The organism is Exiguobacterium sp. H66, from assembly GCF_018618705.1.
Taxonomy (GTDB): domain Bacteria; phylum Bacillota; class Bacilli; order Exiguobacteriales; family Exiguobacteriaceae; genus Exiguobacterium_A; species Exiguobacterium_A oxidotolerans.
In genome coordinates, this window is sequence record NZ_JACSMQ010000008.1 from 26,659 (window position 1) to 41,050 (window position 14,392).

At 48.4% G+C, this 14,392-nt stretch carries 13 protein-coding genes; 9 read left to right on the forward strand and 4 right to left on the reverse strand.

Translation table 11 applies throughout. The features are described 5' to 3' along the window. Positions 1–295 precede the first annotated feature (295 nt). The 9 genes from KNP88_RS12590 (at position 296) to KNP88_RS15845 (ending at position 10,356) form a co-directional block, all read left to right on the forward strand. Positions 296–1,735: an NAD-dependent succinate-semialdehyde dehydrogenase gene (locus tag KNP88_RS12590; RefSeq protein ID WP_214894047.1), complete on the forward strand. Its 1,440-nt coding sequence runs from the start codon at positions 296–298 to the stop codon at positions 1,733–1,735. After that, positions 1,732–3,357, forward strand: a complete 1,626-nt coding sequence (locus KNP88_RS12595; RefSeq protein WP_088836110.1) for an acetolactate synthase large subunit — start codon at positions 1,732–1,734, stop codon at positions 3,355–3,357. Before KNP88_RS12590 ends, KNP88_RS12595 begins: the two co-directional genes overlap by 4 nt. 4 nt (positions 3,358–3,361) lie before the next feature. Next, positions 3,362–3,688, forward strand: coding sequence for a bacillithiol system redox-active protein YtxJ (gene ytxJ / locus KNP88_RS12600; RefSeq protein WP_029332401.1), 327 nt, complete (start codon positions 3,362–3,364; stop codon positions 3,686–3,688). A 226-nt stretch (positions 3,689–3,914) separates the two neighbouring features. Beyond that, complete coding sequence (locus KNP88_RS12605; RefSeq protein ID WP_088836109.1) at positions 3,915–5,447, forward strand: DHA2 family efflux MFS transporter permease subunit; 1,533 nt, start codon at positions 3,915–3,917, stop codon at positions 5,445–5,447. Between the two features lie 436 nt (positions 5,448–5,883). Beyond that, positions 5,884–6,180, forward strand: coding sequence for a metal-sensitive transcriptional regulator (locus KNP88_RS12610; RefSeq protein WP_088836108.1), 297 nt, complete (start codon positions 5,884–5,886; stop codon positions 6,178–6,180). 12 nt (positions 6,181–6,192) lie between these two features. Next, a complete protein-coding gene (locus KNP88_RS12615; RefSeq protein ID WP_214802819.1) occupies positions 6,193–8,325 on the forward strand; it encodes a heavy metal translocating P-type ATPase in 2,133 nt (710 codons plus the stop codon). Further along, complete coding sequence (locus KNP88_RS12620; protein WP_214894049.1) at positions 8,322–8,528, forward strand: cation transporter; 207 nt, start codon at positions 8,322–8,324, stop codon at positions 8,526–8,528. Before KNP88_RS12615 ends, KNP88_RS12620 begins: the two co-directional genes overlap by 4 nt. A gap of 86 nt (positions 8,529–8,614) precedes the next feature. Beyond that, a complete protein-coding gene (locus KNP88_RS12625) occupies positions 8,615–8,839 on the forward strand; it encodes a hypothetical protein (RefSeq protein WP_029332396.1) in 225 nt (74 codons plus the stop codon). 209 nt (positions 8,840–9,048) lie between these two features. Next, positions 9,049–10,356 carry a protoglobin domain-containing protein gene (locus KNP88_RS15845; protein WP_214894051.1) on the forward strand — a complete coding sequence of 436 codons (1,308 nt, stop codon included), beginning with the start codon at positions 9,049–9,051 and terminating at the stop codon, positions 10,354–10,356. Positions 10,357–10,442: 86 nt separating this feature from the next. Here the strand turns inward: KNP88_RS15845 and KNP88_RS12635 are convergent, their stop codons facing one another. The 4 genes from KNP88_RS12635 to speE form a co-directional block, all read right to left on the reverse strand. Then, positions 10,443–11,069 (reverse strand): class F sortase, encoded by a 627-nt coding sequence (locus tag KNP88_RS12635; RefSeq protein WP_251137223.1) that lies wholly within the window; start codon positions 11,067–11,069, stop codon positions 10,443–10,445. Continuing rightward, the gene (locus KNP88_RS12640) at positions 11,029–11,823 is read right to left on the reverse strand and encodes a DUF4397 domain-containing protein (RefSeq protein ID WP_214808798.1); all 795 of its coding nucleotides are present in this window, start codon (positions 11,821–11,823) and stop codon (positions 11,029–11,031) included. The genes KNP88_RS12635 and KNP88_RS12640 overlap by 41 nt, the downstream gene beginning before the upstream one ends. A 732-nt stretch (positions 11,824–12,555) precedes the next feature. Continuing rightward, positions 12,556–13,428, reverse strand: coding sequence for an agmatinase (speB, locus tag KNP88_RS12645; RefSeq protein WP_214894053.1), 873 nt, complete (start codon positions 13,426–13,428; stop codon positions 12,556–12,558). A 60-nt stretch (positions 13,429–13,488) separates the two neighbouring features. Continuing rightward, positions 13,489–14,328, reverse strand: coding sequence for a polyamine aminopropyltransferase (gene speE / locus KNP88_RS12650; protein WP_014969274.1), 840 nt, complete (start codon positions 14,326–14,328; stop codon positions 13,489–13,491). Between the last annotated feature and the right edge of the window lie 64 nt (positions 14,329–14,392).

Consider the following 14,392-nt stretch of genomic DNA (forward strand, 5'->3'; position numbering starts at 1 on the left):
TTATAAGGGTAATCGATTCATTTCTTTTAGCGCAATCGATTGCGCAAATACTCTACCTTCATCTTATCAAATACACATGCAATGTCAACGTTACCGGTCTGTTTCCGGCACTTCAAAGTGATGACGTTTGTTAACAATATTTCAGTCATACATACATTACAGTTACTGAATTATCCTACACTCTTTATCGGTCGATTTCTAGCCTTTTGCATGAAGTTCTGTCGAAAGATGAATCTTTTTTTCCTCGTTCGGGTATATTCTTAACAATGCAAATAAAAAAGGGGGATTTTGTAAGATGGACGGACAATTTTTGATTGATGGAAAGTGGCTTGATCATGATCGTGAACGGACGGACGTCAAAAATCCCGCAACCGGGGAAGTCGTCGGGAGTGTCCCGAACGGAACGAAATCGGATGTCAATGACGCCGTCGAAGCGGCACGCGAGGCGTTTCCGGCTTGGTCGAAACGAAGTGTCTATGAACGGGCTGAACTGCTTGAGAAGCTTTACGCGAAGATGATTGAGAAAAAAGATGAACTCGCCCGCTTGATGACACTTGAAATGGGGAAACCGCTCGCAGAATCTGAAGGTGAGGTCCAGTATGCGGCAAACTTCGTCAAGTGGTTCGCTGAAGAAGGAAAACGTGCGTATGGACGCATTATCCCCTCGCACGATACGAACAAACGGCTTCATGTCATCACACAACCGGTCGGTGTCGTCGCTGCCATCACGCCGTGGAACTTCCCGGCTGCGATGATTACACGGAAAATGGCACCGGCACTCGTTGCAGGCTGTACGTTTATCCTGAAGCCACCTACTGCGACACCACTGACTGCCCTGCGCCTGCTTGAACTTTGTCAGGAAGTCGGGATACCGGATGGCGTCGTCAATGCCGTCACAGGAAGCGGTAAAGAGCTTGGGGAATCGCTCGCAACGCATCCGCATATCGACAAAATCACATTCACCGGTTCAACAGAAGTGGGGCGGACATTGATGGCCCAAGGTGCTGAGACGATCAAAGCGATGTCACTCGAACTCGGCGGACACGCTCCGATTCTTGTTTTTGACGACTGTGACCTTGATCTCGCCGTCGCGGAAACGATCAAGTCGAAATTCCGTAATGGTGGACAAACGTGCGTCTGCGGGAACCGGATCTACGTCTCCGATTCAATCTATGATACGTTCGTCGAAAAGCTGGGCGAAGCGACAGCGAAGCTCAAGACCGGGAACGGACTCGACGAAACAACGAACATCGGTCCGATGATCAATCAAGCCGGTTATGACAAAGTTAAAAAACACGTCGACAATGCGACGTCAGCCGGTGCCCGTGTCGTCACAGGTGGGACTGGAACGACAGATGAAGAAAAAGATGTCTACTATTATGAAGCAACGGTCCTCGCCGATGTCACACCGCAAATGTTAATCATGAATGAAGAAACATTCGGTCCCGTCGCTCCCGTTCAACGTGTCAGCTCTGACGAAGAAGCCATCCGTTATGCAAACCAAACGCCGTTCGGTCTTGCATCTTACGTCTTTACGAATAACTATGCCCGCGCGATGCGGACGATTGAACAATTGAACTACGGCATCGTCGGTTGGAATGATGGTGTTCCCTCTGCCGCACAAGCACCATTCGGTGGTATGAAGCAGTCAGGAATCGGACGCGAAGGTGGATCGGAAGGTCTCGAAGCGTACCTTGAAACCAAATATGTTTCGATTGGAGGAATGGACGCATGAATGCGGCAGAACGGTTCGTCGCCTGCCTCGAAGCAGAAGGGGTCACGCACATCTTTGGCGTCCCGGGAGAAGAAAACATTACGTTGCTCGACGCCATCAGTGAATCGGATATTACGTTCATCACGACACGCCATGAAACAAATGCTGCTTTCATGGCAGCGATGTTCGGTCGCTTAAGCGGTCGTGCCGGTGTTTGCTTATCGACGCTCGGACCGGGTGCGACGAACATGATGACGGGCATCGCAAGTGCAACGATGGACCACTCGCCTGTTGTCGCGATTACGGGACAAGGAGCGACATGGCGCCAGCACAAGGCATCCCATCAAATGTTCGATTTAGTCGAGATGTACCGACCGATCACGAAGTCGAGTACATCGGTCGTCTCAGGAGAAGTCATCCCGGAAATCGTGCGTCAAGCGTTCGCCCAGTCTTGTTGTGATAAGCCGGGTGCGACACATATTTCTTTTCCGGAAGATATCGCAAAGGCAGATGTCGATGCCAAGACACCACTTTTACGCGACAGTGAACCGGATACGTTACACCCGACATCTGTCAAAGACAGCGCGGTCTTAAAACAAATCGAACAAGCGGAGCGGCCCGTCGTGATTGCCGGATTTGGAATCAACCGGAGCGAAGCGACCGCTGTGTTCCGGACGTTCGTTGAAAAGCTTGGAGCACCTGTTGTCGAGACGATGATGGGTAAAGGGGTCATCTCCTCGCAACATGCGCTCGCCGCCCATACAATCGGTTTACCGAATACCGACTACAATCAACGGATTCTCGACCAAAGCGATCTCATCATCGCCATCGGTTACGATATTACCGAGTTGCCGCCTTCGAAGTGGAATCCGGACCGGACACCTGTCATCCACATCGACACAAACCGGCATGAGATTGACCAGTATTATCCTGTCGTTGCGAACTTGGTTGGTCCGCTGTCTGATTCGTTACGTCTGTTAGCAGAAGCGATTCCGACGCGGGCCTGGGAAGGTTGGCAGGCGGACCGTGATAAGTTGCGACAAGAAATTCAAGCAACGTATTCGATGGCATTGCCCCTCCACCCTCAAAGTATCGTTCGTGCCCTCGAGACGGCGACGGGTGAAGACGGCATGTTGTTCTCAGACGTCGGGGCCCATAAAGTTTGGCTCGGTCGTCATTTCCAAACGACACGCCCTAATCAATTATTCATCTCCAACGGCTTTTCTTCGATGGGCTATGGTCTGTCGAGCGCGATTGCTGCAAAACTGCTGCACCCGGAGCGTCGGGTACTCTGTGCTTCTGGTGATGGTGCATTCTTAATGAATGGTCAAGACCTCGAGACAGCAGTTCGTTTGAAACTCCCCATCACTGTCGTCATTTGGCGTGATGGCACATACGGCTTGATTGAATGGAAACAACAGCAGGCTTATGGCCGGGCACCGTTTACAGAATTCGATAACCCTGATCTCGTCGAACTCGCGACGGCTTTCGGTGCACTCGGACTTCGAGTCGGAGAACACGGCAGTCTCTCGAACTGTCTCGAACAGGCTCAAAACAGTGACGGACCTGTTTTGATTGACTGTCCGGTCGATTACAGGGAAAATCTAAAGTTAAGCGAACGTCTACGGACGTATGGAGGATGATACTATGCCACAACTTAGAAAACTGCAATCGATTTCTGACTTTGATCAATTCGTTTCCGAACACGACTCGTTCGTGATTTGTAAACACAGTACGACCTGCCCAATCAGTGCCGCCGGTTTTTCTGAATACACGAAATTTGCTGACGCGACGTCAGTACCGACTGCCTACTTGCTCGTCCAAGAAGCACGGACGCTGTCGAATCACATCGCCGAACATTACAATGTTCGTCATGAATCACCACAAGTCATCTTCATCGAAAAAGGACGTGCGACTTGGTCCGCAGCTCATTATGACATTACAAATGATGCCCTCAACACACATGTCGGCTGAGACCTTTCATCACTACTGACGGTTTACAAAAAACATCCTACTCTTTTTTAGAGTCGGGTGTTTTTTTACTTTCAACAAGCTTCAGAGCTATTCGTTCTTCATTAAAAATAAAATTACCTTTCTTAGTTATTAATGTTTGTATTTATCTTGAAATCAGATTAAGATATACAACAGATATAACGACCGTATAGAAATGTGTACCGTCAGTTCATTAAGGAGGAAAATCATGCAACACAAAAAAACTGCTTCTAATCGCCCCCCCTACGGTATCCTTTCCGTATTGATGATTGGAGCCTTCATCGCTTTTTTAAATAACACGTTACTTAACATCGCCCTTCCTTCGATCATGAAGGATCTCAACATCGAAACATCGACCGTCCAGTGGCTGTCGACTGGTTTCATGCTCGTCAACGGGATTTTAATTCCGACATCTGCTTTTCTGATTCAAAAATTTTCTGTTCGTCGTCTATTCATCCTCGCGATGACATTATTCTCACTCGGTACAATCCTTGCCGGGTTCGCAAGTGAATTCCCCGTCCTGTTGGCAGGACGAATGATTCAGGCTTCTGGTTCAGCAATCATGATGCCGCTCTTGATGAACGTCATGCTCGTCAGTTTCCCGATTGAAAAACGCGGGACGGCGATGGGCTTCTTCGGGCTCATTATGATGGGTGCACCCGCAATCGGACCGACTTTGTCAGGCTGGATCATCGAACACTATGATTGGCGGATGTTATTCCACTTCATCACACCGATCGCTTTAGTCGTTCTCGTTGCCGGAATCGTCTTACTCCGTGACGTCAAAGAACGGTCGGATGCTAAACTCGACTTCATGTCAGTTGTTTTATCCTCATTCGGTTTCGGTGGACTCCTGTACGGGTTTAGTTCTGCCGGTTCTAAAGGGTGGGACAGCCCACACGTCACAATCGCGCTGACAATCGGTGTGATTGCGCTCGTTTCTTTCATCCTGCGTCAGTTACGGATGGAGCGTCCGATGTTGAACTTCAAAATTTATCAGTATCCGATGTTCGCTCTCTCATCTGCCATTTCAATCGTCGTCACGGTGGCGATGTTCTCCGGGATGCTGCTCTTACCGATCTACGTCCAAAATATCCGTGGCATTTCTCCACTCGATGCAGGGTTGATGTTACTACCGGGAGCCATTCTCATGGCAGTCATGTCACCGATCAACGGGAAGTTGTTCGATAAGATTGGCGGACGCCCACTCGCAATCACTGGTCTCTTCATCACTGTCGTCACGAGTTACTTCTTCAGTCAACTGAAGATGGACACGACGTATACACACTTAATCATCTTGTATTCACTCCGGATGTTCGGGATGTCGATGGTCATGATGCCCGTCTCGACAAACGGCTTAAACCAGTTACCGACGCGCTACTATCCGCACGGAACGGCAATGAACAATACGTTGCAGCAAGTATCCGGCGCCATCGGAACGGCATTACTCGTTACGATCATGTCGACGCATGCGAAGACACGTGGGACGGAACTTGCCGAAGAGGCCGCTAAAAACATGACAAGTCAACCGACAGCAGAGGCTGCCGCTGCGTTGAAACAACAAATCATGATGCAGGCGACACTGGACGGCATCAATTACGCCTTCCTCATTTCGACGTTCATTGCGGGTGTTGCGTTCATCCTTTCGTTCTTCATCAAACGAGCGACGCAAGCGGAAGACATTATCAGTGGTCGTTCGCGCAACGAACAAATCATCAAACCTCAAGTGTCTAATCAATAAGGCCCGACTGAATACGCCAGTCCATTCGGGTGGCGTATTCAGCGTGTAGATGAACACTTATGAAGCGTGAACATGCGACATCGAGACGGAGTGCGCTCTAAGCCGTCTGCATGCCTGGCTTTCCCTTATGGTATTACCTAAAAAGCGTCACGTTTCGTTGACTCCTGCGGGAAAAGTGCGTTTTTAACGCGACTGCCAGAGGCAGGCAAGACCCTGCTCATTGTCCGTGAGGACTAAGGAGCAACGGCTTGCGCCTCGCCCGAGGAAAGCAACGAAAAAAGACGCTTTCTCTCCCGATTGCACGTTGTCTACAGTCTAAATACGCCATCCCATTCGGGTGGCGTATTTTTTTAATCCTGCAAACCAACATACTGGTACCCCCTACCCCTATATGATATAGTGTAGACATCAACCACCAACAGAAAGAGGTGTTCCTATGCAACACGATCATCCACTCGTCCCCCGCTCTTCTGAAGAGCAGGACGCATTGACTAAACGTTTGAAGCGTATCGAAGGGCAAGTCCGTGGTATCGCCAACATGGTCGCCGAAGATCGGTATTGTATCGATATTTTGACACAGACGGCATCGATTCAAGCCGCTCTTCGTCAAGTCGAACTGCAAGTCATCGAGCGTCATGTCAAGATGTGTATGCATGATGCAGCTACCGGACAGAAAGACACAGATCTTTATGTCGACGAACTGATGTCCGTCATCGCCCGACTCAAAAAGTAAGGAGGTATACGTATGTCAAAAACAATCGAATTGAACATCGAAGGCATGACATGCGCCGCCTGTTCAGCACGAATCGAAAAAGTCCTGAACCGGATGGACGGTGTCGATGCGACGGTCAACTTACCACTCGAGACGGCGCGGATTGCAGTCCCCGACGAACTCGATGAACAAGCAATCATTGATAAAATCAAGAAGGTCGGTTACGGCGCGACCATTAAGTCGGCCCCTCATGAAACAGTGCAAGATCGGCGGATGCTCTATCGTTTTTTCATCGCCGCCTTGTTGTCGTTACCGCTCTTACTCAGTATGGTGTCGCACATTCCAAATAGTCCGGTCCATCTGACGTTCCTGATGAATCCGTGGCTCCAGTTCGCACTGGCTACACCCGTTCAATTCATTATCGGGGCGCCGTTCTATGTCGGTGCCTATAAGAGTCTCCGGAGCGGTAGTGCCAACATGGATGTCCTCGTCGCACTCGGGACGTCAGCCGCTTACTTTTATTCGGTCGCAGAAATGCTCATCCATCCGGCAATGCCGAACCTTTATTTTGAAACAAGTGCCATCTTAATTACGCTCGTCCTTCTCGGTAAAGTACTCGAAGATCGGGCAAAACAACAAACAACCGGTGCAATCAAAAGTCTCTTGTCCCTGCAGGCAACGGATGCCGTCGTCCTCGACAATGGCACGGAACGAACTGTCGCGATTGATCAGATTCAACCAGGCATGCAGATCGTCGTCAAACCGGGACAGAAAATTCCGATGGACGGGATGATTTTATCCGGTGATGCCTATCTCGATGAATCGATGCTGACCGGTGAACCGCTTCCTGCGCATAAAGGTGCCGATGATACCGTCATTGGCGGAACCTTGAATACGAATGGGAATTTGTTGATTGAAGCAACGAAAGTCGGTCAGGAGACGATGCTTGCGAACATCATCCGCGTCGTTGAACAAGCGCAGACAGAAAAAGCGCCAATCCAACGACAAGCCGACCGGATTTCAGGCATCTTCGTGCCAATCGTCGTCGCCATCGCCCTCATCACACTGGGTGCCTGGTGGTTGACGACCGGATCATTCGCTGAAGCAATTCGTCCTGCAATCGCTGTTCTCGTCATCGCTTGTCCCTGTGCATTAGGACTCGCGACCCCGACATCGATCATGGTCGGAACGGGTAAAGGTGCTGAGCATGGTGTGCTTTTTAAAGGCGGTGCCCAGCTTGAATCGTTACAACATGTCGATGCCGTCGTTTTCGATAAAACAGGTACACTAACCGTCGGACGCCCTGTCGTCGTCGAGACGTTCGGGAACGAACAAGCACTCGACTTCGCAGCAGCCATCGAAAAAAAATCAGAGCATCCGCTCGCTCATGCCATCACGGAAGAACGTGATGTCGTGTTCGATATCGAACAGTTTCAAGTCGATGCCGGTCGTGGTGTCAGCGGGATGATTCTCGGTCGCAACATCCTGGTTGGTTCTGAACGAATGATGCGGGATCAACAGTTCGATGTCCCGGACTGGTCTTCTGCCGGCGCGACATTCGTCTATGTCGCCGTCGACGGGCACGTTGAAGCCGGTTATGCGATTCGCGATGAACTGAAGCCGACGACGAAACACGTCATCACTCAAATTCAACAGACAAAAGCAGTCTATCTCTTGACGGGTGACCGAAAAGACGTTGCCCTCAATCTAGCGACGGAACTCGGTATTCCAACAGACCATGTGTTTGCAGATGTCTTACCCATCGAAAAAGCCGATCACATCAAAGCCCTTCAAGATGCGGGGCACCGCGTCGCCATGGTTGGTGACGGAATTAACGATGCGCCAGCGCTTGCGACGGCTGACGTCGGAATCGCTCTTGGTAGCGGGACGGATGTCGCCTTAGAAGCAGCTGACGTCACACTGCTTGGACACGATTTACAACAAGTCGCGACGGCGATTCGGTTGAGTGAACAGACGATGAAGAACATTCGCCAAAATCTCTTTTTCGCACTCGCCTATAATACGATCGGAATCCCCGTTGCTTTTCTCGGACTGCTCGCTCCGTGGCTCGCCGGAGCAGCGATGGCATTTAGCTCTGTTTCCGTCGTCACGAATGCGTTACGCTTAAAACGTACCCCACTCACTAAAGGAGGAACTCACTCATGAAAGAAACGACTTTAAACGTCATCGGTATGACATGTAACCACTGTAAAGCAAGTGTCGAATCGGCACTGAACGAACTGGAAGGCGTCACAACGGCGACTGTTTCGCTCCCTGACAATTCAGTCACTGTCGTCCATGAGGATGTCACACAAGAACGTCTCGTCGAAGCCATCGAAGAAATCGGCTATGACGTCGCGCCCGCTTAATTTTCTCAAGTCAAACTGTTGCTAACGCACAGTTTGGCTTTTTTAATTGCGGAAAAAGGGGAATCGACTAACAAGGAGGGGTTCGTATGGTACCGAAAATCGAATTCGTACAACACTTCGACGACAATAAAGGAAAACGATTTAAAATCGAACTTTGGAATCTCGGAACCTTCACATTTAGTGCCGAATCAGCCAAAGGCCCCGTCACGCGGTTTAGTTCGATTGATATCCAGTTCATTCAATCGTGCGTTAGCCGGATGCGGGCACTCAATGATGCAAAACAAGCCTTTCAAGAAGATCAACCGGTCTAACTTTCTTTCACTTTCTCTTTAAAAATACATGATGTACGATCGAACACGCTTCCGCTCATGATCCCGGATCATGAGCTTTTTTCGTTTAAGGTCAATATTTTTTAACTTCTAGAGAGTTTCCTTCTAAAAAAGATACTGTTTTTTCCTTTAGCAACCGATAAAGAATAAGACTATTACATTCTTAATTTGAAGAAAATCGGAGGCTTACTGTGCGCAACCCATTTAAAACTAAATCATCAAGCTCAACCTATCAGGCAAAAATCGGATTTCCCGATAAAAAATTCATTACAAAAACAAGTGATCCCACTTTAGCAGGACGCCTTGAATATATGGGCTACACTGAAGAACAATTGCAAACGTTAAAAGCGATGGCTCCTGTCGTCAATTCTGTATTAGACGAAGTCCTCGAACAAGTACTTGATCATCTCCTTCTCCACCCGGAAATGGTGCAGATTGCTGAAAATGCTTCGACACGTCAACGCCTGAAAAAAGTATTTGCCGACTATTTCGGTAGCCTCTTGACCGGAAACATGGACGAGAAGTTCCTTGCGATGCGAAAACGAATGGGTAAAACGCATAACCGGAATTTCGTCCCTGTTACGTGGTTCATCGCTTCTTACGCAGCATTCAACACCTTACTGATTCCTAAAGTCGTCGAGCATTTCCAGGAAGATCCGGAGCAACTTGCAACATCAATCCTCGCGTTGACTCATGCGATGAACTTGGATGCGCAAATCGTTACAAGTCAGTATGTCGACGCACGACTGGAAGAAGTAGGTGCAGCCAATGAAGCACGCACACGACTTCTGCAAGACGTCGTTCGTGTCAGCCAGGAGGTCGCGAGTACGGTCGAACAAACAGAAGGGGCCATTCTTGAAACGAGTCAACGGGCGACACAAATCTTATCCGAGACGGATCAGACCGAGAAAACAAGTCGCAATCTCGTTGGCTTGACATCAGAAAATGAAGCACAGATGGACAAAATGGAACAACAATTCGTCCAATCGACGGGTCAAGTCAATACATCATTAACAAGCATCCAACAGTTAAAAACGACATCTGACGAAATCGTCAAGATGACACAAGGTATCGAAGACATCGCGAACCAAACGAATCTCTTAGCTTTAAACGCCTCAATCGAAGCAGCACGTGCCGGTGAGCATGGAAAAGGATTCTCTGTCGTCGCAATCGAAGTCCGTAACCTCGCTGAAAATGCGAAACACTTAAGTAGCAGCATCAACACGTTGATTCAAAAGAACAATGGAAATATCACAGAGCTCGTTTCACAGATGGAAGACATCACACGTTCGAACTCCGCTTCACGGACTGAGCTCCAACAGGTGAAGATCGGCATTCACACAGTGAAAAAAGAGATGGAGAACTACTTGGAGATGTTCGGGCGCAATAAGAATGACTTAGGCCAAATCGTTCAGACGATTCAAGGAATCAGCCAAACGACACAAGGTCTCTCGGCTTTGACAACGAATCTTGTCGCAGCATCGGAGTCGAACGCGTAAGTTTTTCTGATTTGTTCAGGTTGAGCTTCATCTAAAAAAAGACCAATCCATGACGGATTGGTCTTTTTTTGATTCCGTATTGCTTGTTACTCTTCCACTTGATCGGCTGTTACGACTAACCGTTCATCGTACCCTTTTGATTTCGTGAACGTTCCGATACACGAAATCAACGTCAGGCGTTTTGCGACCGTTGCTCCAAAAATCGAACCAACGGGTGCTTCATCTACAGGATAGGAGGTTACGTTTGTCACCACGTAAGATATCGTCTGCCCTGTTTTTGATCGTAACTCGATTCGTTGTCCTTGTTTCATCTTTGCTAAGTCGTAAAATACAGCGGGACCTTCCGTATCATCTAAATGACCTGCGAGGATGACATTTCCGGTTTGGTTCGCCTCCGCGCCGTATCGGTACCAACCCACTTGATTGGTTTTTTTCGGAACATCCATCCGCCCTTGCTTGTCTTTCCCCACGATTTCGACCTTCGCTTTCACGTCAATCGCATCAATCGATAGCGTCGTCGGGATAAAACTAGCCGTTTCACGACTTTTTTGTACAGGTTCAGGTGTTGCTTGCTCGATTGCAGGTGTCGCTTGCTCGACTGGCTTCGAAGGAGGAACAGATTCTTCTGTTCCTCCACATCCAGCGAGAATGAGAAAGATCAGAAAGAAACTGTTACGCGTTTTGTTTACGACGAATGACATAACTTGTTCCAACTAGGGCCGCTCCTGCAAGTGCTACAAGTGCCCAAGTCGTTGCCATTGAAGATGTGTCTGCTGATCCACCAAGTCCTGTGTCTGGCATCGCAGCCATTTCACCACCATCTGGAATCAAGAGCACATCAAACGCTGGTTCTCCTTCAAGAAGACCGATTGCAAGCGCTGTATAGTTTTTACCGCTATCTAATTTAACACCGTCGAGTGCTTTGACAACATCCATCGCGCCCGCTGGTCGTACTTCAAGATCATACGTGCCGGCATCGAGTGTTCCATAGTCTGAGACTTTCGAGAATTCAAGGTCACTGAAGAGTGCGTCTCCACCTTTAGGAGCAACATCAACAGCTGGTGCGTCCGGTGCAAAGTGCGCGACACGAACCATTGATTTTCCGTCTTCGCCTTGACCATTGTCTTCCATGACAGCGAGTTCAATATCTGCTAATTTACCGATTGCCGCGACTGAGTAAAATTTTCCGGCTTCAATGTTGAGTGTTTGAGAAAGTACAGGATCTTCTGTTGTTCCTGCAGCGAAGACTTCAACTTTATGTTCTCCTGCCGGAAGAGTGAGATAATCTGTGACAGCTTTGAATTCCGCTCCTGAGACAGCTGTTTCGCCATCGACGGCAATATCAACTGCCGGAGCATCTGGTGAAGCGTGAATTACACGCACCATTGCGTCATCTGCTGCACCTACCGGTAGCACGAATAGTGCAAACAAAAATGCAGCGGTAACGAACGATATGAATTTCTTCATCATTTTTTCCACCTCTCGTGTCATAATGTATTTCGCTTCTCAAGCCAACCTTTCATTCCAGAAAAAAATATTTCATTCGCGGTGACATCTTGAATTTAAACTAATATGCAGTACTTTGTAAATATTCCGATGTGCTGAGAGTAACAGTTGTACGCTGTCCTGTTTCGGAGTCTCCAGCATCTCACTATCGTATTCCATTCACCCCACCTTCTTTAACCGAAACTGACAGACTGTACAAATGAAGAAATGTACTGTCCATCCTATGTCTTTTTAGACGCATCATGTTTTTCAGCACCACATGAATCGGTTTATCGATCATATAATTCAAGCGGCAATCTTTCGGGATGTTGTAAAAAAACAGGCAGGCGTCTATATAATTACACTACCCTTTGCTAAGCATTTGTAACGTCCGAATGTAGATTCGAGACGGATTGCGCTCTAAACCATCTACATGCCCGGCTTTCCGTCACGATCTTACCTAAAAAGCGTCACGTTTCGTTGACTCCTACGGGAAAAAGTGCGTTTTTAACGCACTTGCAGAGGCAGGCAAGACCCTGCTCATTGTCCGCTAGGATCCAAGGAGCAACGGCTTGCGCCTCGTCCGAGGAAAGCAACGAAAAAAGACGCTTTATCTCCCAATAGCACATTGTCTACAGTCTGAAAAAAGTAGCGTACAAGGACAACCCCTTGTACGCTACTTTTTTACATATCCCGCAATCATTTCAGACAAATTTACTTAATGAAACCAATCATCATTTCACGTAAGACTTTCGCAGCGGCAATCGCTGTCATGTCAGACTGATCATATGCCGGGCAGACTTCAACGAGATCGGCTCCGATGACATCGACGTCAGCGCGTGAAATCATGTGGACGACTTCAAGTAACTCTTTTGTTGTCACGCCGCCGATTTCCTGTGTACCTGTTCCTGGTGCAGCAGACGGATCGAGGACGTCGATATCAATCGTCACGTAAACTTTTCTACCGGCAAGCTTCGGCAAAACAGCCTTTAACGGTTCAACGATTTCATACTTGAACAAATTGTAACCGGACGTCTTCGCCCACTCGAATTCTTCTTTCATCCCTGAACGGATACCGAATGAATAGCAGTTTTCCGGTCCAATCAAGTTGGCGATTTTTTTGAGTGGTGTCGAATGCGAGAGCGGTTCACCTTCATACTCGTCACGTAAATCCGTATGTGCATCAAAATGTAAGACGACGAAATCATCGTAGTGTTTATCAAAGGCTTTAACGACCGGCCACGTGACGAGGTGTTCGCCCCCCATACCGAGCGGGAACTTACCTGCCGTCAGTAACGAATCGACGTACGCTTCAATCATGTCGAGTGACTTTTGGGCATTGCCGAACGGCAACGGAATGTCACCCGCGTCAAACAATTTCGCATCGGCGATATCGCCGTCTAAATAGGGACTATATTCTTCGAGACCAAGTGATACTTCACGGATTCGCGCCGGACCAAAACGTGATCCCGGGCGGAAACTGACCGTCCAGTCCATCGGCATGCCGTATAACACACCTTTTGCATCTTCGTGAGTCGACTGACTCGCGATAAAGACTTTACCTGAATATGCTTCATCAAAACGCATTTCTATTCCTCCAGTCATAGAAAGGAGTGTCCCTGAAAACGGAACACTCCTACTTTGAAATTAAATCGTTAAATCTTTGACGAACTTCGGCAACGCGAATGCTGCCGTGTGAAGTTCCGGTGTATAGTACTTCGTTTCGATTTCATGGAAACGCTCTGGTGCGACAGCGAGTGGATCATGTTTTTTCGATCCAATCGTAAATGTCCACAGACCGCTCGGATACGTCGGAACGTTCGCAATGTAGAGTTTTGTGATCGGGAAGATTTCTTTGACGTCACGTTGTACATCACGGATCAAATCTGGTGTAAACCATGGGTTGTCCGATTGTGCGACGAAAATACCGTCTTCTTTTAATGCTTTCGAGATTCCAGAGTAGAATCCTTTTGTAAACAGGTTGACAGCAGGACCGACCGGCTCTGTCGAATCAACCATGATGACATCGTATTCGTTGACTGCTTCTGCGATATGCATGAATCCGTCACCCACGATGACTTCGACGCGTGCGTCGTCTAAACCACCTGCGATGTTCGGAAGGTATTTCTTCGAGTACTCGATGACCTTGCCATCAATTTCGACGAGAACTGCTTTTTCGACCGATGGGTGTTTTAAGACTTCACGGATGACTCCGCCGTCTCCCCCACCTACGACGAGAACCGATTTCGGGTTCGGGTGTGTGAACAATGGGACGTGTGCGACCATTTCGTGATACACAAACTCATCTCTGTCCGTTGTCATGACCATCCCGTCAAGTAACAACATTGTACCGAACTCGTCCGTCTCAACCATCTCTAGGCGTTGAAACTCCGTTTGTTCGCTCTCATAAACGTGGTTGACACGGAATGTGATACCGTAATCTTCCGTTTGGTGTTCCGTGAACCATAACTTTAATTTTTGTTCCATTTGCGATAGAACCCCTTTCTTTCTCAAGACAAAAGTTGTTCGTATGCGAGTGGCGTTTACGGCG